At 61.0% G+C, this 18,691-nt stretch carries 15 protein-coding genes; 9 read left to right on the top strand and 6 right to left on the bottom strand.

Going from position 1 to position 18,691, the window contains the following annotated elements; genetic code table 11:
• Positions 1 to 49 precede the first annotated feature (49 nt).
• Positions 50 to 2,059 carry a DNA helicase Rep gene (gene rep / locus ACI77I_RS01920; protein WP_094948723.1) on the bottom strand — a complete coding sequence of 670 codons (2,010 nt, stop codon included), beginning with the start codon at positions 2,057 to 2,059 and terminating at the stop codon, positions 50 to 52.
• 257 nt (positions 2,060 to 2,316) lie between these two features.
• Here rep and ACI77I_RS01915 point away from each other — a divergent pair, with 257 nt between their 5' ends.
• Positions 2,317 to 3,981 (top strand): bifunctional diguanylate cyclase/phosphodiesterase, encoded by a 1,665-nt coding sequence (locus tag ACI77I_RS01915; RefSeq protein ID WP_094948724.1) that lies wholly within the window; start codon positions 2,317 to 2,319, stop codon positions 3,979 to 3,981.
• A gap of 126 nt (positions 3,982 to 4,107) precedes the next feature.
• On the opposite strand, the gene ACI77I_RS01910 is transcribed toward ACI77I_RS01915, so the two are convergent.
• Complete coding sequence (locus ACI77I_RS01910; RefSeq protein ID WP_094948725.1) at positions 4,108 to 5,511, bottom strand: NorM family multidrug efflux MATE transporter; 1,404 nt, start codon at positions 5,509 to 5,511, stop codon at positions 4,108 to 4,110.
• Between the two features lie 137 nt (positions 5,512 to 5,648).
• Between ACI77I_RS01910 and ACI77I_RS01905 the strand changes: the two genes are divergently transcribed.
• Both ACI77I_RS01905 and ACI77I_RS01900 read left to right on the top strand, forming a co-directional pair.
• Positions 5,649 to 6,569 (top strand): LysR substrate-binding domain-containing protein, encoded by a 921-nt coding sequence (locus ACI77I_RS01905; RefSeq protein ID WP_406978902.1) that lies wholly within the window; start codon positions 5,649 to 5,651, stop codon positions 6,567 to 6,569.
• 175 nt (positions 6,570 to 6,744) lie between these two features.
• The gene (locus ACI77I_RS01900; protein ID WP_406996859.1) at positions 6,745 to 8,721 is read left to right on the top strand and encodes a methyl-accepting chemotaxis protein; all 1,977 of its coding nucleotides are present in this window, start codon (positions 6,745 to 6,747) and stop codon (positions 8,719 to 8,721) included.
• 48 nt (positions 8,722 to 8,769) lie between these two features.
• Here ACI77I_RS01900 and ACI77I_RS01895 read toward each other — a convergent pair whose 3' ends face one another.
• Positions 8,770 to 10,269 (bottom strand): PLP-dependent aminotransferase family protein, encoded by a 1,500-nt coding sequence (locus ACI77I_RS01895; RefSeq protein ID WP_242153466.1) that lies wholly within the window; start codon positions 10,267 to 10,269, stop codon positions 8,770 to 8,772.
• Positions 10,270 to 10,410: 141 nt separating this feature from the next.
• Between ACI77I_RS01895 and ACI77I_RS01890 the strand changes: the two genes are divergently transcribed.
• Positions 10,411 to 11,658, top strand: a complete 1,248-nt coding sequence (locus ACI77I_RS01890) for a benzoate/H(+) symporter BenE family transporter (RefSeq protein ID WP_094948729.1) — start codon at positions 10,411 to 10,413, stop codon at positions 11,656 to 11,658.
• 78 nt (positions 11,659 to 11,736) lie between these two features.
• Here ACI77I_RS01890 and ACI77I_RS01885 read toward each other — a convergent pair whose 3' ends face one another.
• Positions 11,737 to 12,651 carry an ABC transporter six-transmembrane domain-containing protein gene (locus ACI77I_RS01885; protein WP_094948730.1) on the bottom strand — a complete coding sequence of 305 codons (915 nt, stop codon included), beginning with the start codon at positions 12,649 to 12,651 and terminating at the stop codon, positions 11,737 to 11,739.
• A 113-nt stretch (positions 12,652 to 12,764) separates the two neighbouring features.
• Here ACI77I_RS01885 and ACI77I_RS01880 point away from each other — a divergent pair, with 113 nt between their 5' ends.
• Positions 12,765 to 13,343, top strand: coding sequence for a TetR/AcrR family transcriptional regulator (locus ACI77I_RS01880; RefSeq protein ID WP_406996858.1), 579 nt, complete (start codon positions 12,765 to 12,767; stop codon positions 13,341 to 13,343).
• A gap of 128 nt (positions 13,344 to 13,471) precedes the next feature.
• Here ACI77I_RS01880 and ACI77I_RS01875 read toward each other — a convergent pair whose 3' ends face one another.
• Both ACI77I_RS01875 and ACI77I_RS01870 read right to left on the bottom strand, forming a co-directional pair.
• Positions 13,472 to 14,968, bottom strand: coding sequence for a YifB family Mg chelatase-like AAA ATPase (locus tag ACI77I_RS01875; protein ID WP_094948732.1), 1,497 nt, complete (start codon positions 14,966 to 14,968; stop codon positions 13,472 to 13,474).
• A gap of 214 nt (positions 14,969 to 15,182) precedes the next feature.
• A complete protein-coding gene (locus ACI77I_RS01870; RefSeq protein ID WP_094948733.1) occupies positions 15,183 to 15,446 on the bottom strand; it encodes an accessory factor UbiK family protein in 264 nt (87 codons plus the stop codon).
• A 421-nt stretch (positions 15,447 to 15,867) separates the two neighbouring features.
• Here ACI77I_RS01870 and glnK point away from each other — a divergent pair, with 421 nt between their 5' ends.
• The 4 genes from glnK to sutA all read left to right on the top strand — a co-directional run bounded on the left by glnK (position 15,868) and on the right by sutA (position 18,649).
• Positions 15,868 to 16,206: a P-II family nitrogen regulator gene (gene glnK, locus ACI77I_RS01865; protein ID WP_002555808.1), complete on the top strand. Its 339-nt coding sequence runs from the start codon at positions 15,868 to 15,870 to the stop codon at positions 16,204 to 16,206.
• Positions 16,207 to 16,240: 34 nt separating this feature from the next.
• The gene (locus tag ACI77I_RS01860; protein ID WP_094948734.1) at positions 16,241 to 17,581 is read left to right on the top strand and encodes an ammonium transporter; all 1,341 of its coding nucleotides are present in this window, start codon (positions 16,241 to 16,243) and stop codon (positions 17,579 to 17,581) included.
• Between the two features lie 211 nt (positions 17,582 to 17,792).
• The gene (locus ACI77I_RS01855; protein WP_065938004.1) at positions 17,793 to 18,218 is read left to right on the top strand and encodes a secondary thiamine-phosphate synthase enzyme YjbQ; all 426 of its coding nucleotides are present in this window, start codon (positions 17,793 to 17,795) and stop codon (positions 18,216 to 18,218) included.
• A 101-nt stretch (positions 18,219 to 18,319) separates the two neighbouring features.
• Positions 18,320 to 18,649, top strand: a complete 330-nt coding sequence (gene sutA / locus ACI77I_RS01850) for a transcriptional regulator SutA (RefSeq protein WP_094948735.1) — start codon at positions 18,320 to 18,322, stop codon at positions 18,647 to 18,649.
• Positions 18,650 to 18,691 lie beyond the last annotated feature (42 nt).

The following is an 18,691-nucleotide window of genomic DNA, read 5'->3' as shown; positions in this document are numbered from 1 at the left end:
CCTCTAATGGCGCGGTGTGCGCCGAAAGTAGATTAAAAAGTAGTCGATTCTAGCGCTTTAACATCGCGCGTATATCCGCCAAGGCGGTGTTGCCGCGAACGGCCTTCACCTCGGTCGGGGTGTCGTCATTGCCTTCCCAGGCCAGGTCGTCCGGCGGTAGCTCGTCAAGGAACCGGCTGGGGGCACAATCGATGATTTCGCCGTATTGCTTGCGCTTGGCGGCAAAGGTGAAGGCCAGCGTCTGACGTGCGCGGGTAATGCCCACGTAGGCCAGGCGCCGTTCTTCTTCGATGGTGTCGGCTTCGATGCTGGAACGGTGCGGGAGGATTTCCTCTTCCATGCCCATGATGAACACGTAGGGGAATTCCAAGCCCTTCGAGGCATGTAAGGTCATCATCTGCACGCCTTCGGCACCGTCTTCCTCTTCTTGCTGGCGCTCGAGCATGTCGCGCAGCACCAGCTTGCCGATGGCGTCTTCGACAGTCATCTCGCCTTCTTCGTCCTTCTCCAGCGTGTTTTTCAACGCTTCGATCAGGAACCAGACGTTGCCCATGCGGTAATCGGCGGCTTTGTCGCTGGAACTGTTGGTGCGCAGCCAGTTTTCATAGTCGATGTCCATGACCATGCTGCGCAGCGCGCTGATCGGGTCTTCGCCGGCGCACTGCTCGCGCACCTTGTCCATGAAGCGTTTGAAGCGCGACAGGCGGTCGGTGAAGCGCGTGTCCAGGTGTTCGCCCAGGCCGATTTCGTCGGTGGCGGCGTACATCGAGATCTTGCGTTCGGTGGCGTAGTTACCGAGCTTTTCCAGGGTGGTGGAGCCGATCTCCCGACGCGGCACGTTGATCACGCGCAGGAAGGCGTTGTCGTCGTCTGGGTTCACGATCAGGCGGAAGTAGGCCATCAGGTCTTTTACTTCCTGGCGTCCGAAAAAGCTGTTGCCACCCGAAAGCCGATAGGGAATCTGGTGGTGCTGCAGCTTCAGCTCGATCAGCTTGGCCTGGTAGTTGCCGCGATACAGGATCGCAAAGTCGCTGTAGGGGCGATCGGTACGCAGGTGCAGCGTCAGCAATTCGACGGCTACGCGCTCGGCTTCGGCGTCTTCGTTGCGGCAGCGGATCACGCGAATCTCGTCGCCATGGCCCATCTCGCTCCACAGTTGTTTTTCAAACTCGTGGGGGTTGTTGGAGATGAGCACGTTGGCGCAACGCAGGATGCGGCTGGTGGAGCGGTAGTTCTGCTCCAGCATCACCACTTTCAGGGACGGGTAGTCGTCCTTGAGCAGCATCAGGTTTTCCGGGCGCGCGCCACGCCAAGCGTAGATCGACTGGTCGTCGTCGCCTACCACGGTGAACTGGTTGCGCTTGCCGATCAGCATTTTCACCAGCAGGTATTGGCTGGCGTTGGTATCCTGGTACTCGTCCACCAGCAGGTAGCGGACTTTGTTCTGCCATTTTTCGAGGATGTCGGCGTGTTCCTCGAACAGTTTCACCGGCAGCAGGATCAGGTCGTCGAAGTCCACTGCGTTGAACGCCTTGAGCGTGCGCTGATAGTGGGTGTAGACAATGGCGGCGGTCTGTTCCTTGGGGTTGCGTGCGTTTTCCAGGGCCTGGGGCGGCAGGATCAGGTCGTTTTTCCAGGCGCCGATCATGTTCTTGATCTCATCTACGCCGTCGTCGCCTGCGTATTCCTTTTGCATGATGTCAGTCATCAGCGACTTCACATCGGTCTCATCGAAGATCGAGAAGCCCGGCTTGTAGCCCAGCCGCGCATGCTCCTTGCGGATGATGTTCAGGCCCAGGTTATGGAACGTGCACACCGTGAGGCCACGGCCTTCGCCGCCCTTGAGCAGCGTGCCGACACGCTCTTTCATTTCGCGCGCCGCCTTGTTGGTAAAGGTCATGGCGACGATGTACTGGGCGCGGATGCCGCAGTTCTGGATCAGGTGCGCGATCTTGCGGGTGATCACGCTGGTCTTGCCGGAGCCAGCACCGGCGAGCACCAATAGAGGGCCGCCGACGTAGTTCACGGCTTCTTGCTGCCGGGGATTGAGTCGGGACATACAGAGTTTTAGGAGTCGTTGTTCAAAAGGGCGGGCATTTTAACAGGCTCGCAGGATTCTGCTCTCACAGAACGACAGTGTGACGTACCACTCGATCTAAATTTGCCGGTTTTGTTACTTTGCCGCAGGATGTAGGGGGCTTTTTGAGGCTAATCCTTACAGCCAGCGTATTTGATAACCCTTATCATTGGTGATTATCAGGCCGCGCGTCATAATGCCGGCCGCCAACGAAATTTTGCAGAGTCTAGGGAGCTAGCTTGTCTACGCCTGTCGAACCCTTGCGTTTGCTGCTACTGGCCGATGAGCCAGCGTGGGCAGCGTTGTTGCGCGAGTGCCTGGTGCCGATGGGCGATGGGGCTGTGCTGATCAGCGCGCCCAACTGGGACTCGGTGAGCCGTCTGTTCGATGACGACCACACTGCTGTGCTACTGACCACGCCCAATCTGCAACCCGGCCCCGGCCGTTGCAACTTGCCGTGTGTGTTGCTGTTGGAACAGGAACCGCTGGTTTCGCCCGTGGGCGTGAGCGATTGGTTGATCCTCAATGCATTGGATGCCGATATATTGCGCCGCTGCCTGCGCCATGTCCGCGAGCGTGGCGTGCTGGAGGCTACCTTGCAGCGCCTGGCCGAACAGGACCCGCTCACCGGTATCGCCAATCGCCAGGGGTTCCAGACCTTGCTGGCGGCGCGGCTGGCTGAAAACGAAGGCCGTGGCCTGGCCCTCGGCCATCTCGACCTCGACAATTTCCGGCATGCCAACGACGCATTAGGCCACCAGGCCGGTGACCGGCTTATCCTGCAAGTGGTCTCGCGCCTCAAGAGCCAGCTCGAAGCTGGCGACCAACTGGCGCGCCTGGGCAGCGACGAATTCGCCCTGCTGATTGATACCCGCCGCGCGCCCCAGCGTGCTGAATGGATGGCTGAACGCATCACCGAAGCCATGGCCGAACCCTATTGGGTCGACGGCGAAAGCCTGCTGATCGGCTGCAGCCTGGGTGTGGCGCATGCCCGCGCGCGCGCCGGCGCCGACCCGTTGATGTGGCACGCGCACATCGCCATGCAGCAAGCCAAAAGCACCCAAGGCTGCACGTTTCATATCTTCAACGAACGCATCAACCGCAACGCGCGCAGCCTGGCCGACCTGGAAAGTGAATTGCGCCGTGCGTTGCGCCGTGACGAGTTGGAACTGCATTACCAACCGCGCCTGGACCTGGACGATGGGCATATCGTCGGCCTGGAAGCCTTGGTGCGCTGGCGCCACGGTGAGCGTGGGTTGTTGCCGCCCAGCGAATTTGTGCCGTTGGCCGAACAGAGTGGCCTGATCGTACCGTTGGGTTACTGGGTGATCTCCCGAGCCCTGCGCGACATGCAAAACCTGCGCGAACGCGGCCTGCCGCCGCTGCACATGGCGGTCAACCTGTCGTTTCGCCAGTTCCAGGACAGCCAATTGCTCTCAACCCTCAGCCGGCTGATTGCCGAGCGCGGCGTGGAGGCGCAGTGGCTGGAGTTTGAACTGACCGAAACCGCCGTGATGCGCCGCAGTGACTTGGTCAAACAGACCATGGACGCCCTCGGCCGCTTGGGTGTGCGGTTTTCCCTGGATGACTTCGGCACCGGGTTTTCGTCGTTTGTGCACCTCAACAGCCTGCCCATTGCCTTGCTGAAGATCGACAAGAGCTTTGTCGGCGGTATGGAAGAGCGCGAAGAAAACCGCAAGCTGGTGCACGCCATGATCAACCTGGCCCACAACCTCAACCTGGAAGTGGTGGCCGAAGGCGTGGAAACCCCTGAGCAGCTGGCGCTGTTGCGGTTGTTCGGCTGCGACCAGGCCCAGGGTTACTTGATCAGCAAGCCGTTGCCGTTGCCGGAGTTGGTGGAATATTTGACGTTCGGTAAAAGCCAGCAGGCTTTGCTGGGTTGAATTGCGAACCCAATCAACACTGTGGGAGCTGGCTTGCCTGCGATGGCATCACCTGGTTATGCCTGACACACCGAGGTGCCTGCCATCGCAGGCAAGCCAGCTCCCACATTGACCGAGTACATCCTATTAGTCAGGTTGCATGGCTTGGAATACAGGCTGTATTTCCGGCTCCCGGCGAATCATCCGCTTCATCTTCGCCTCAAACGCCCACGTCAGGCTGACTGCCGCACACGCCAGGCCTAGCGCCAAGCCCCACCACACGCCGGTCGGCCCCCAGCCGAGGGTGAACGCCATCAACCACGCGGCCGGCGCGCCGATCAGCCAATAGCAGCCCAAGCCCACCAGAAAGGTGGTCTTGGCATCTTTCAGCCCACGGATGCAGCCCATGGCGATGGTCTGCACACCGTCGAACAACTCAAACCACGCGGCTACGGCCAGCAAGCTGACGGCCAGGACGATAACGTCATGGAAGGCCGGGTCGTTATGGTCGAGAAATAACCCGATAAGCGCATCGGAAAACAGCCACAACACTGCCGCAAATCCCAACATCACCACCGCGCCAAAGCCGATACCAACCCGCCCCGCCATGCGCGCCTGCAGCAACTGCCCGGCGCCGTAATGCTGGCCGATGCGCATGGTGATCGCGTACGACATCCCCGCCGGCACCATGAACGCCACCGAAACAATCTGCAGGGCAATCTGATGCGCCGCCAATTGCGTACTGCCCATGGTGCCCATGCACAGCGCGGCGAAGGCAAACAAGCCGACTTCCACCGCGTAGGTGCCGCCAATCGGCAGGCCCAGGCGCCACAGCTCGCGCAGATACTGGGTGTTGAGGCGCAGCAGGCCCGAACTCAGTGGGTAGGCCGCATACGCCCGGTTACTGCGGATGTACCACATCAGCGCCAGGGCCATGCCGTTGGCGACAATGGCCGTGACCAGGCCGATGCCCATCAAACCGAGTTTCGGCAGGCCGAACATGCCCTCGATCAGCGCATGGTTGAGGAAGTAGTTGAGCACCGTGCCGCACAGGCTGATCACCATCACCGGCGTGGCCTTGCCGATGGCACTGGTAAAGCCGCGCAACGCCATGAAGCTCAGGTAGCCGGGCAGGGCGAACGGCAGGATGGTCAGGAATTGCCCCGCCGCGTGCACGTTGGTTTCGGTTTGGCCAAACATCAGCAGCACCGGCTTGAGGTTCCACAGCAGCAAGCCGGCCACCAAGGCCATCAGCCAGGCGAGCCAAAGCCCGGCCTGGGTCAGGCGAGTGGCGCCTTCGATGTCGCCCGCGCCGTGGCGGATGGCCACGAGGGTGCCGACGGCGGCAATCACGCCGATGCAGAAAATCGCCACGAACGAATAGCTCGCCGCGCCCAGGCCGCCACCGGCCAAGGCTTCGGGGCTCAGGCGGGCCATCATCAGGGTGTCGGTCAGCACCATCAGCATGTGCGCCAACTGTGAGGCAATCAACGGCCCTGACAGCCGCAGAATGGCCCAGAGTTCAGTACGCACCGGAGGCTGCATGATCATCACGCTCAAAAAGTCGAAGGGTTGGGAAAGGGTTGATTCTCGGCGCTCCTGACGCATTACACAAAAGGATAAAAGCGATCGTTTACATGATTAAAACTCATGGTAGGGTTCGGTATTGCCCTGTCGCAGGTTCATTTATGGCACGTCGTCTCCCCCCGCTTTATGCCCTGCGCGCATTCGAGGCAGCCTCACGGCACAACTCCTTCACCCGGGCGGCGCAGGAACTGTCGATCACGCAAAGTGCCGTCAGCCGGCATATCCGCACGCTCGAAGAGCATTTCGCCTGCCGCCTGTTCCAGCGTAGCGGCCGCAACCTGCAGCTCACCGAAGCGGCGCGCCTGCTGCTGCCCGGTGTGCGTGAGGGCTTCGCCGCCTTGGAGCGGGCCTGTCATACCCTGAATGCCGAAGACGACATCCTGCGCATGAAAGCGCCATCGACCCTGACCATGCGCTGGTTGCTGGCGCGCCTCAGCCGCTTCCGGGCGTTGCAGCCGGGCAATGAGGTGCAACTGACCAGTGCGTGGATGAGCGTGGATGAAGTGGACTTCAACCAGGAGCCGTTCGATTGCGCGGTATTGCTCAGCTACGGGCATTTTCCGGCGGACTGGGAGGCCAGCTACCTGTTCCCCGAGCTGCTGATCCCGGTGGGCGCACCGAACCTGCTGGAAGACGGGCCCTGGGATGTCACACGCCTGGCGTCCGCTGAGCTGCTGCACCCAACGCCCGACCGCCGCGACTGGCGCAATTGGCTCGAGCGCATGGGGCTGTCGTCCCAGGTGTCGCTCAAGGGCGGGCAAGTGTTCGACACCCTCGAATTGGGCATGATCGCTGCCGCGCGCGGGTACGGCGTCTCTATGGGCGACCTGCTGATGGTGGCCGAAGACGTGGCCCAGGGGCGATTGAGCCTGCCGTGGCCGACGGCGGTGGCGAGTGGGGAAAATTACTATTTGGTGTGGCCTAAAACCCGTCCGGGCGGTGAGCGCTTACGGCGGTTGGCGGAGTTTCTCCAGGGTGAGGTCAAGGCCATGGAATTACCCCAGGTCGAGCGCCTCGACTGAGGCGCTACACACCTTTGTGCAATCGTTTGCGCGATACCCCTGTGAATCGCTCAAGTATTGCCCGCGCCCGCCGAAGAAGGTGTGTTGGAACGCACCGTGCCAACGTTTCCCACCCGATAATTTGCCGAGCAGCGCTAAGAGATCAGGATGATCCTGGCCTCGGCCAGGAGCTGTCATGTCTCAACCTCGTGCTCGGATTGCCTCCCAGTTAGGCCTCGCACTCGCCGTGATTCTGGCTGTCGTTATCAGCGGCAGTACGGTTTTCGCCCTGCGTTCCCTCGACTCTGCCAACCTCGACACGCGCGAGGAGCACCTGGCCAGCGAGGCGCGCTTGCTTGCTGACCAACTCAATACCTTCCACAGCACCTTGCGCGAAAGTACCCAGCGTTTGAGCGGGCTGTTTGAAAAGCGCTTCGGCGCCGGTTTGAGTGTGCGTGGGGAGCAGCAGGTCACGGTGGCTGGCGTACAGACACCGAGCCTGTTCTTGGGCCTCGACCTGTTGAACAACAATTTCGATGAGGTCGATGAATTCAAGGACACCTCCGGCGGTGTGGCCACCGTGTTCGTGCGCAGCGGCGAAGACTTCATTCGCGTCAGTACATCCCTGACCAAACAAGACGGCAGTCGCGCCATCGGTACGGCCCTGGACCACCAGCATCCGGCTTATCAACGGCTGCTCGCCGGGCAGAGTTATGTCGGCCGTGCTGTGCTGTTCGACCGCTCCTACATGACCCAGTACACCCCTGTGCGCGATGCTGCCGGCAAGGTGATTGCGGTGCTGTTTGTCGGTTTCGACTACACCGACGCGCAGAAGGCCCAGTTCGATAACCTCAAGCGCTTCCGTATCGGCCAGACCGGCTCCCTGGCCTTGTTGGACGAACAGAAACACTGGCTGGTGCCACCGGCCGGCGTGCAGGCGCTGGACCAGGCGATCCCAGTGATGCTCGACCTGGCCAAGAACCCAGGCAAAGGCAGCTTCTGGAGCGACAAGAACGAAGATTTCTACAGTGTCTCGGTACCGTTCGACGGCGGCCCGTGGGCGGTGGTGGCGAGCATGCCGAAGTCCGAAATCCGCGCAGTGACCTGGGCGGTGGGTATTCGACTGGTGATCGGCAGCGTGCTGGCGATGTTGCTGGCGGTAGGCGCGGCGGTGTGGTTGCTGCGCAGCAAATTGCAGCCGCTGAGTGACTTGGTACGCCAAGCCGAAGCCCTCGGCGCGGGTGATTTGAGCGCGCGTCTCAATGTGTCCAGCCATGATGAAATCGGCCAATTGGCGCGCAGCTTCAACCAGATGGGTGAAGCGCTGTCGACCATGGTCTCGCATATCCGCAAGGCCGCCGAAGAGGTCAACGGCCGTGCCCAGGCGTTGTCCGGTTTGTCGGGTGGCGCCTATGAAGGCATGGAGCAGCAGTCCGGCGAGATCACCAGCATGGCCGGCGCGGTGGAAGAATTTAGCGCCACCTCGCTGAACATCGCCGACAACATGGGCAACACCGAGCGGTTGGCCCAGGAAAACGCGCAGCAAATCCGCATCGGCCGGACCTCGATGCAAGAGGCCTCGTCGTCGCTGGAACATATCGCCACCGCGCTGAACAGCACGGCCACGGTGATCAATACCTTGGGCCAGCGCTCCCAGGAAATCGGCGGGATCGTGGGTGTGATCACCTCGATTGCCGAACAGACCAACCTGTTGGCGCTCAACGCGGCTATCGAAGCCGCCCGCGCCGGTGAACAAGGCCGCGGTTTTGCCGTGGTCGCCGACGAAGTGCGCAACCTGGCCTCGCGCACCCGCCAGGCCACCGATGAAATTTCCGGGATGATCCAAAGCATCCAGCAGGAAACCGGCAACGCCATCAGCACCATGGAACACGGCAACGTGTTGATGCAGGAAGGCCTGTCGCTCAACGCCGACGTGGCTTCGGCCCTGGCGCGGATCGACGAGCAAAGCCGCTCGGCGGGTCAGCAATTTGCGGCGATCACCACCGCTACCCAAGAGCAGAGCAGCACCGCGACCTTGCTGAGCAGCAACTTGCAGAGCATTGCGCTGGCCAACAGCGAGCAGCGTGAAGTGGTGTCGAACCTGGCGATTACCGCCAAGGAGCTGGAGACCTTGGCGGCAGGTTTGCGGCATGAAGTAGACCGGTTTCGCTGAAGTCGACACAAAAGCGCCCGCTACTGAGCAGCCCCTGTGGGCCGTGGGCTAGCGGGTTTTGAGCGCGTTCGCCAGGCGCAGCATGGCGGTTTCGATTTCATGTGCGGTCAAGGACGAGTAGCCCAATAGCCAGCCCTGTTTCTTTTCGTCACCGGCATACAGTCGGCTGAGACCGGGCAGTTGCACGCCTGCGCTGGCGGCCTGGCGGATGGTTGTTTCTTCCGACCAACCTTCATGCAACACGCAGGGGATTTGCAGGCCTCCCTGGGGCCGAGATGCCGTGACGACATCGCCCAGGTGCTTGCCGATGGCGTCGAGCATGATGGCTTGGCGCCCGGCATAGAGTTTGCGCATCGCGCGTACATGGGCGTTGTAGTGACCGTCCTCCATAAAGCGCGCCAGTGTCAGTTGCAGGATTTGCGGCGTGTGGCCGTCCATCATGCTGCGGGCGTAGGTGAAGGCTTTGGTCAGTTCATGGGGCAGCACCATGTAGCCCATGCGCAAGCCGGGGTAGAGGGTCTTGCTGAAGGTGCCGATGTAAAGGGTGCGCTGATACTTGTCCAGGCCCTGCACGCAGGCAGTGGGTTTGCCGTCGTAGTGAAACTCGCTGTCGTAGTCATCCTCGATGATCCATTTGCCTTTTTCCGCGGCCCAGTTGATCAATTCAAAACGTCGCTCCAGCGTTAACGTGGCGCCGGTCGGGTATTGATGAGAGGGCGTGACATACACGCAATTGGCGCCGCTGCGATCGGCGTGCAGCAGGTCGGTGCGTATGCCCTGACCATCGACATCGATGGGCACTACCTTGGTCTCGGCGGTTTCAAAGGCTTTCCTGGCGCCAAAGTAACCCGGATTCTCCAGCAGGATCGGTTTGCCGACGTCCACTAGCAACTGCGCACACAAAAACAGAGCCTGGCGAGTGCTGCTCAGCACCACCACCTGATTGGGGGAGCACTTGGCCCCACGTTCGAGGTTCAAGTAGGTGGCGATGGCGTTGCGTAACGGCTCGGCCCCTTGCGGGTCACCGTGCAACAGCACGCTACTGCGACAGTCTTTCATCACCTGGCGTTGCAGGCGCTCCCAAACGTCGGTCGGGAAGGAGCGGGTTTCGGGCAGGCCAGTGGCGAATGCTTTGATTACCTGTTGGTCGCACACGCCACCGCTGTCGAGGATCATTCGCCCCCGCTGGCTCAAGCCGGCGCCGCTTATCGCCTGGCTGCTTTTGACTTCCTGCGCCTTGATGCGTCGGCGGGAGGCGCCGCGCAATTGGGCGCCTACGGCCTCGCACACATAACTGCCGGAGCCCTCGCGCCGTACGATGAAACCATCGCGTTGCAACTGCACGTAGGCGTTCTCCACCGTATCGCGGGCAATGCCTAATGACTTGGCCAGTACCCGCGTCGCGGGCAGCTTCAGGCCGGGCGCAAGCGCCCCGTCGAGGATAAGCGCACGCAGTGCGCGCTGAATGCGTTGGTGCAGATCCAGAAGCTGAAACTCTTCCTCGTTGAGCCGCATCTGCAGCGTTTCCAGCTCGAAGGTTTTCGCCATGCGGTCTGCCCCATTTGGATGAATTGGTCTGCAACAGCAGGCCAGTCTAGCCGTAGGCTTGCACCTGTGTCTCAGGCTTTCCCCGGTAACTGACCCATCAGGCAAGGCTCAATCCCTCTTATTGCAAGGAGCAACACACCCATGTCTTCTCTGGTATCGCCGTCGTCGCTACGCCTGCGCGACCTTTTCCCGCCCGTGATTGCGGGGCTGATTTCAGTCATCGTCAATTATGGCGGCACGTTTATTCTGGTGTTTCAGGCTGCCAAGGTGGCCGGGCTCAGTCCCGAACTGACAGCCTCGTGGGTTTGGTCGATTTCAATTGGCGTTGGCGTGACCGGGCTGTTTCTCAGTTGGCTGAGCCGTGAACCGATTATCACCGCGTGGTCGACCCCCGCCGCAGCGTTTCTGGTGGTCGCGCTCTCTACCACGCCTTACGCCGAGGCGGTCGGCGCTTACATGATTTCAGCCGCTGCGTTTGTATTACTGGGGCTGTCCGGCTTCTTTGAAAAAGTCATTCGGCTGGTTCCGCCGGGCATTGCTGCGGCCATGCTGGCGGGCATTTTGCTGCAGTTCGGCATCGGCGCGTTTGGTGGCATGAGCCTGGACCCTGTCTTGGTCGGGTTGTTGATTGCCGCTTATGGGGTACTCAAGCGGTTTACCGCCCGCTACGCCGTCGTTGGCATTTTGGTGCTGGGGCTGGCATTTCTGCTGCTGCAGGGGCGCGTGGATCTGTCGAGCCTGTCCTTGCAGTTGGCCGCGCCGGTATTCACCGCGCCGCAGTTCTCGCTCAATGCGCTGCTCAGTGTGGCGCTCCCGCTGTTTCTGATCACCCTCACGGGCCAGTACATGCCGGGCATGCTGGTATTGCGCAACGATGGTTTCAAGACCAGCGCCAACCCGATCCTGACGGTTACCGGGCTGGGCTCGTTGTTAATGGCACCGTTCGGCTCTCACGCGTTCAACGTCGCAGCGATCACCGCCGCCATTTGCACTGGCAAGGAAGCTTCGCAGGATCCGCACAAGCGTTGGGTCGCGGGGGTTGCCGCAGGTGTGTTCTACATACTCGTCGGGGTTTTCGGGGTGACGCTGGCCGCCGTATTCATGGCGCTCCCGGCGGCGTTCATTACCACACTGGCCGGGTTGGCCCTGCTTGGCACCATCGGCGCCAGCCTGGCCAACGCTATGGCTGACGTCACATCCCGTGAAGCCTCGTTGATCACCTTCCTGGCGTGCGCCGCAAATATCACCCTACTGGGGATCGGTGGAGCGTTTTGGGGATTGCTGATCGGATTGGCCGCGTACGCGCTGCTCAATGGCCGCTTGCCACGTCGCAGCGTGCAGGTTACGCCGGTTTCCGAGGCGGTGGTGACGGCCAAGGAAGGGGCCTAATGATGCGTGCCCCTCCAGTAGAAATCGCCAAGGCCTGCGAGTGGTCAAGGCGCTGGACAATGGGGCGGTGACCGATACCTAGCGCTCGCCCAGGCCTGGGTCCACGCGCTTGCCGATATCCTTGAGGCGCGCCAGTTGATCGACCATGCCTGGCGCCTCGTCCAGGCTGCTGACGAAGGTCCACAGGTAAGTCATCACGGCGTACACGTGGCCGGCCTTGACCGCCGGCGACAACGCCAACTGACTGATCGCCACCACAAACAGCAGGGCTGCCAGCGTACCGATAAACAGGAACGCGGCGGCTTCGCGGTCAGACAGCCAGATGCGCAGGCGCGACAGTACTTGATAGTGGCGCTGCAAGGTCTGTGCGCCGACCTTTTCCACCAGGCCGATTTCCTTCTCCAGGCGGTCGTTCAAGCGTTCATGCAGCTCCTGATTGCGCCGTGCAAAGCGTGGCAGCAAGGTGGTGCACAACAGCAACGCGGTCAGGCATGCCAGGCCGATCCACGGTTCGATCACCAACAACATCACCGCCGCGCCGACGATCGACACCAACGCCGTGGCGATGATCGGCACGTGTTTTTCGAAGAAGTCGACAAAGTCCCGTGCCAACACCACCCGCGCCGCAGCCCGTGAGGTGCTGTGGTTTTGCAGGCGCTGATTGAGGATCACCGGCACCGCGAGGTCGGCATAGATCCGCGTGAACGTGCGCGTGTCCAACGCCCGACGCGCCGCCCCGACGACCCAGAACGCCAAGACTACGGCGGCGTAGAACAACGCGCTGCCGGCATCGCCACGGATAATTGAATCCACCGCGAACCCGGCAAACAGCGGGTACGCCAGCAGCAGCGCATTCTCCAGCGCAACCAGCGACAAGGTGCAGAACAACTTGCCGGGATAAGCCCGAGCGATGGCTTTCAACGTCTGGCTGGCGGACTGTTGGCCGATTTTCTTGCTTTCTTCGATCAGAATTTTCGGGGTGGCGGATGACATGGGGTGCACCAAAGGAGTGATAGACGCTATTATTGAGCGACTGCTCAAGTATCCTTGAGCGATCGCTCAAAAAGCAAGCGCCGTTTATCTACCGGCGCCTGAAGGAATTGCCCATGTCGCGTATCGACCGTAAAGACCAGATCATCGCCGCTGCCCTGGAACTGTTTCGCAGCAAGGGGTTTGCCGATGTGTCCACCCGCGACTTGGCCGAACATGCCGGCCTGTCGCGCAGCCACGTCTACCACTACTTCAGCGACTGGAATGAACTGCGCCGCGAAGCCTTTGTGCGTTTTGCCAATGAGCAACTGGATGAAGTGCGCGCGCCGCTGGTGGGCTTGCCGCCGCTTGAGGCGCTGGTGGGTTTCTTGCGCGACTGCCTGCCGTGTACCGCCGATGCCGGCTGGGCACTGTGGCTGGACGCCTGGGACGAGGCGATGCACGACCCGCAAATGGCCCAGGCGTATTTGGTGATCAACGCCCAATGGCAAGGCATGCTCGCCGAGGTGATCGAACAGGGCGTCGCCGCTGGCGTGTTCCGGTGTGATTCGCCCCAGCGCGCTGCCCGGCAGATCTTCGCGATGGCGATGGGTTATGCCGATGACCTGATGCTGAATCCCTCCACCGATTCGGCGGAGTCGGTGTTGGATGAGGTGATGGAAGTGGCGAGGCTGTTGCTGGATTTGCGCGCCTAGGCCTCCGCACCACTTTTGGCGGCCACCGCATTCTTCTGTGGCGAGCGGGCTTGTTGTGGCGAGCGGGCTTGCCAAAACAATCCTGCTCGCCACGACAGCCGACGTGCCACATATTTTGGGTTTTCAAGCTAGCCCACCGCTGCAGGCCGGTACTGCAATGCCTCGGCCAAATGATGCCGAGTGATGTGCTCAACCCGCTCAAGGTCGGCCAGCGTGCGCGCCACCTTGAGCAAACGGTGAGCCGCTCGCAACGACAATGTCAGCCGCTCGCAGGCGCTTTCCAGCCAGCTTTCATCGGCTTTCGCCAGTTGGCAATGTTTGCGTAGCCCGGGCAGATCAAGGAAGGCATTGGCGCAGCCCTGGCGCTTTAGTTGGCGCTCGCGGGCTTCGGCAACCTCAGCCGAGGCCTTCGCCGTGTTATCGCCAGGCTGTTGGGCCGGGTTAAGTGCCGTGGTTTCCCGGGCGACGGTCAGGTGCAAGTCGATCCGGTCCAGCAACGGCCCTGAGAGTTTATTGCGATAGCGCTGGATCTGCTCTGGCGTACACCGACAGCGTCCACTGGGTTCGCCCAAATAGCCGCAAGGGCAGGGGTTCATGGCGGCCACCAGTTGAAAGCGTGCCGGGAAACTCACCCGGTCGCGCGCACGGGAAATCACGATATGCCCCGACTCAAGCGGTTCGCGCAGCACTTCCAGGACCTTGCGATCGAACTCCGGCAACTCATCCAGAAACAACACACCATGATGGGCGAGGGTGATTTCCCCCGGTTGCGGTTTTGACCCGCCGCCCACCAGTGCCGGCCCCGACGCCGAATGGTGCGGCTGGCGAAACGGGCGGTGCGGCCAATGGCTCAGCGGCGCGAGGCTGACCACCGACTGAATCGCCGCCACTTCCAAGGCTTCCTGTTCACTCAACGGCGGCAGCAAACCGGGCAAGCGGCTGGCGAGCAAGGTTTTGCCGGTGCCAGGTGGCCCGCTAAACAGCAGGTTATGCGCGCCTGCTGCCGCAATCAGCAGCGCGCGCTTAGCCGCCAACTGCCCTTGTACTTCGCTAAGGTCTGGATAGGGTTTATTCAAGTACAGCAGGCCATCGGACTTGTAAGGCTCAATCGGCACATGCCCATTCAAGTGCGCCACCACCTGTAGCAAGTGATCCACCGCAATCACCTTTAACCCCGACGCCAAGCACGCCTCCTCGGCATTCGCCCGAGGCACTATCACGGTGCGTCCGGCCTTGCGCGCCGCCAGCGCTGCCGGTAACACGCCTTTCACTGCTCGCACTTCGCCCGACAGTGCCAATTCCCCCAGGCATTCCACGTCATCGAGCATCAATGCCGGCACCTGCACACTGGCTGCCAGAATCCCGAGGGCAATCGCCAAATCAAACCGCCCGCCGTCCTTGGGCAGGTCGGCGGGCGCGAGGTTGAGGGTGATGCGCCGCGCTGGATATTGCAGCGCCGAGTTGAGGATGGCGCTGCGCACGCGGTCTTTGCTTTCCTTGACGGCGGTTTCCGGCAGGCCCACCAATGTCAGGGACGGCAGACCATTGGCCATATGCACTTCGACGGTGACGGCAGGGGCTTCGACGCCAATTTGGGCGCGGCTGTGGACGATGGCGAGGGACATGCTCGTTCCTTGAAAGAGAGGCCGCTTCCTGCGGGTTTTTCAAGGGTAGACGAGGCGGGGAAGAGCGAAGTGGGGGAGGTTTTACAGAACGTATCCGGAGTCGTTCGCAGAGCTTTACGTGGGGGCTGGCTTGCCTGCGATGCAGACGCCTCGGTGTATCAGGCAGACTGAGGCGATACTTTCGCAGGCAAGCCAGCTCCCACACTGACCGCGTTTATTCAGCAGACGGCGGCGTCAACTTGGCTTCCAACTCCGCCACTTTAGCCTCCAGGCTCTCCAACCGCGCACGCGTGCGGGCCAGCACCACCATTTGGCTGTCAAACTCTTCCCGGCTTACCAGGTCGAGTTTGCTGAAGCCGCTTTGCAGCAGCGCCTTGAACTGGCTTTCGATTTCGTTGCGGGGCAGTGGGGTGTCGCCGCTGAACAGGCGAGAGGCGTGGCCGCTCAGGGCGTCGAGGAGGTCTTTGGGCGCGAGCATGGGAAATATTCCGGAAAACTGTTGGCGGGCAGTGTATCACGCAGCGTCTATAGTCCTTTCACGGCCGCGGGCGCACGCTTTTCGCGCAGAGGCTCGGGCGGCGATGCACTGTTTTTGTGCGCATTGCAGCCGCCAATACGCCCCGCAGGTGGGCATAAGTGGGCAAAGGACTGATTTCAGTGGTTTTTACGGAGCTGGCAAGGTTTCTGCTTAGACGATCATGACCCATGCACTGATGCAGTCGCTGTGACGAATGCAGTGCGCCGACGGATCAGGGGTACAGGTTTCGTCACCAGTGGTTCGCTGGCGTCGTAACGGCAACTGCCGAGGCGACGACGCGTTACAAAGCCAGGCACTGCGCTTAGACTTGAGACGGGTTTGTTTTCCTGGGGCAAGTCCACCAATTCGGGAGAGAGTTTTCATGAAGCTAGTCACTGCCATCATCAAGCCGTTCAAGTTGGACGATGTACGCGAGTCACTGTCCGAGATCGGCGTGCAGGGCATTACCGTTACTGAGGTCAAAGGCTTCGGGCGGCAGAAGGGTCACACCGAGCTGTATCGCGGCGCGGAATACGTGGTCGATTTCCTGCCAAAGGTGAAGATTGATGTCGCCATTGACGACAAGGATCTTGACCGGGTTATCGAGGCGATAACCAAGGCGGCCAACACCGGCAAGATCGGTGACGGCAAGATCTTCGTGGTCAATCTGGAACAGGCTATTCGCATCCGTACCGGCGAAACCGATACCGACGCAATCTAAGCCGCCAAACCCCAACGCCCCAGGAGAAAACAATATGACTCTGCGTAAATTCGCAGGGCTAGGAGCCCTGTTGTCCCTCGTAATGCCGGCCTTGGCATTGGCGGCGGACCCAGCCCCTGCTCCAGTCCTCAATTCCGGCGACACGGCGTGGATGCTCACATCCACCGCGCTGGTGCTGTTCATGACCATTCCGGGCCTGGCGCTGTTCTACGGCGGCATGGTTCGCTCCAAAAACATTCTTTCCGTGATGATGCAGTGCTTCGCCATCACCGGCCTGATCACCATCTTGTGGTTCGTTTACGGCTACAGCATGGCGTTCGACACCACCGGTATGGAAGCAGGCGTCGTCAACCTCAACTCGTTCGTGGGCGGCCTGTCCAAACTGTTCCTGTCGGGTGTGACCCCGGCGAGCATCACCGGCCCTGCGGCGCTGTTCCCTGAGGCGGTGTTCGTCACCTTCCAGATGACGTTCGCCATCATTACTCCTGCGCTGATCGTCGGTGCTTTCGCCGAGCGTATGAAGTTCTCCGCGATGCTGATCTTCATGGGCGTCTGGTTCACCCTGGTCTATGCACCGATTGCCCACATGGTGTGGGGCGGTCCGGGTTCGTTGTTGGGCGACTGGGGCGTGCTGGACTTCGCAGGCGGCACTGTGGTGCACATTAACGCCGGTGTGGCTGGCCTGGTGGCGTGCTTGGTGCTGGGCAAGCGCAAAGGCTTCCCGACCACCCCAATGGCGCCTCACAACCTGGGTTACACCCTGGTGGGTGCGGCCATGCTGTGGGTCGGCTGGTTCGGCTTCAACGCCGGTTCCGCTGCTGCGGCCAACGGCACTGCCGGTATGGCCATGCTGGTCACCCAGATCGCTACCGCTGCTGCGGCGCTGGGTTGGATGTTCGCCGAGTGGGTCACCCACGGTAAGCCAAGCGCACTGGGCATCGCCTCGGGTGTGGTGGCGGGTCTGGTTGCAATCACCCCGGCTGCCGGCACCGTGGGCCCAATGGGCGCCCTGGTGATCGGTTTGGCGGCGGGCGTGGTGTGCTTCTTCTGCGCCACTACCCTGAAACGCAAACTGGGCTACGACGACTCGCTGGACGCCTTCGGCGTGCATGGTATCGGCGGTATCCTCGGCGCGATCCTGACCGGCGTGTTCGCTGCGCCTTCCATGGGCGGCTTCAACGCGGCGACCACTGACATCGCGGCGCAAGTCTGGATCCAGTGCAAAGGCGTGGGCTTCACCGTGATCTACACGGCTATCGTGACCTTCATCATCCTCAAGGTGCTGGATGCGGTCATGGGCCTGCGGGTTACCGAGGAAGAAGAGGCCGTGGGCCTCGACCTGGCGCAACACAACGAGCGCGGTTACAACTTGTAAGTACGCGAAAAAAAGGTGCCCGGCTTGCCGGGCATTTTTTTGCCTGGCGTTTGTCAGTGATAGGAAGCTGTACCGGTTTTTGCTCCGCGTTTGTGATGGGGCGCACGCGGTACTTTTCATCGTGCAAAAGTCTTACATGCATGTAGGCGTATTCGGCACTTTGTTTTTTCCCTGAGCGCGCTAGAATGCGCGCCGATGGGCGGAGAACTGTATGTGGCAACAGACCCTGATTACCCTACGGGCCAAGCCCCGGGGCTTTCACTTGGTAACGGATGAGTTGCTCGCCGGCTTGCCTGAATTGAAGGCGTGCCGTGTGGGCCTGTTGCATTTGTGGCTGCAGCACACCTCGGCCTCGTTGACGGTCAACGAGAATGCCGACCCGGCGGTTCGCCGTGACTTCGAGCGTTTTTTCAACTCGCTGGTGCCGCAAGGGCGTGCAGGGTTCGAACACAACGACGAAGGTCCGGATGATCTGCCGGCGCACTTCAAGGCCAGTCTCCTGGGCTGCCAGCTGAGTTTGCCGGTCAAGGCCGGCCGCTTGGCGATAGGGACCTGGCAAGGTGTTTATCTGGGCGAGCACCGTGATCATGGCGGTGCTCGTAAAGTCCTCGCCACCTTGCACGGTGATGGGGCATAAGCCACTGGTTATCCAGTGGATGTGATTTTTTTCCGGCAACCTCGACAGAGGGCGAAGCTGGGCTATAACTAATCTGCTTTTCGCAAGTCATGAGGTAGAACATGAGCGACGATGATCTGGAAAACGACGAACTTGAAGTAGACGACGAGACTGACGATAGTCTTGACGCGGCAGCTGCTGAAGACGGTCCTGACGAAGGCGATGACGGTGGCGATGACGCGCCTGTCAAAGTAGCCAAAGGCAAAGCCAAGGCCGCTGTTTCGGTAGATGAGCTGCCGAGCGTTGAAGCCAAGAACAAAGAGCGCGATGCGCTGGCCCGTGCGATGGAAGAATTCCTCGCTAAAGGCGGCAAAGTGCAGGAAGTCGAGGCCAACGTGGTGGCAGACCCACCGAAGAAGCCGGATAACAAGTACGGCAGCCGACCTATCTGAGGTCAGCTCTTGCTTGTAAGAAAAAGCCCGCCGTCGCTGCGG

Origin of the sequence: Pseudomonas sp. D47, from assembly GCF_045447305.1 — a bacterium.
Classification (GTDB): Bacteria; Pseudomonadota; Gammaproteobacteria; order Pseudomonadales; family Pseudomonadaceae; genus Aquipseudomonas.
The sequence above is the reverse complement of the archived record's forward strand: the minus strand, read 5'-3'. Positions and strand labels throughout refer to the sequence as shown.

Excerpts from the sequence above, each read along its gene's own strand:
- ACI77I_RS01870 (WP_094948733.1), bottom strand. The coding sequence starts at position 15,446 with ATGCTCGCGCCCAAAGACCTCCTCGACGCCCTGAGCGGCCACGCCTCT.
- ACI77I_RS01900 (WP_406996859.1), top strand. The coding sequence starts at position 6,745 with ATGTCTCAACCTCGTGCTCGGATTGCCTCCCAGTTAGGCCTCGCACTC.
- ACI77I_RS01875 (WP_094948732.1), bottom strand. The coding sequence starts at position 14,968 with ATGTCCCTCGCCATCGTCCACAGCCGCGCCCAAATTGGCGTCGAAGCC.
- ACI77I_RS01885 (WP_094948730.1), bottom strand. The coding sequence starts at position 12,651 with ATGTCATCCGCCACCCCGAAAATTCTGATCGAAGAAAGCAAGAAAATC.
- ACI77I_RS01895 (WP_242153466.1), bottom strand. The coding sequence starts at position 10,269 with ATGGCGAAAACCTTCGAGCTGGAAACGCTGCAGATGCGGCTCAACGAG.
- ACI77I_RS01910 (WP_094948725.1), bottom strand. The coding sequence starts at position 5,511 with ATGATCATGCAGCCTCCGGTGCGTACTGAACTCTGGGCCATTCTGCGG.
- sutA (WP_094948735.1), top strand. The coding sequence starts at position 18,320 with ATGAGCGACGATGATCTGGAAAACGACGAACTTGAAGTAGACGACGAG.
- ACI77I_RS01880 (WP_406996858.1), top strand. The coding sequence starts at position 12,765 with ATGTCGCGTATCGACCGTAAAGACCAGATCATCGCCGCTGCCCTGGAA.
- ACI77I_RS01855 (WP_065938004.1), top strand. The coding sequence starts at position 17,793 with ATGTGGCAACAGACCCTGATTACCCTACGGGCCAAGCCCCGGGGCTTT.
- ACI77I_RS01905 (WP_406978902.1), top strand. The coding sequence starts at position 5,649 with ATGGCACGTCGTCTCCCCCCGCTTTATGCCCTGCGCGCATTCGAGGCA.
- ACI77I_RS01890 (WP_094948729.1), top strand. The coding sequence starts at position 10,411 with ATGTCTTCTCTGGTATCGCCGTCGTCGCTACGCCTGCGCGACCTTTTC.
- ACI77I_RS01860 (WP_094948734.1), top strand. The coding sequence starts at position 16,241 with ATGACTCTGCGTAAATTCGCAGGGCTAGGAGCCCTGTTGTCCCTCGTA.
- glnK (WP_002555808.1), top strand. The coding sequence starts at position 15,868 with ATGAAGCTAGTCACTGCCATCATCAAGCCGTTCAAGTTGGACGATGTA.
- rep (WP_094948723.1), bottom strand. The coding sequence starts at position 2,059 with ATGTCCCGACTCAATCCCCGGCAGCAAGAAGCCGTGAACTACGTCGGC.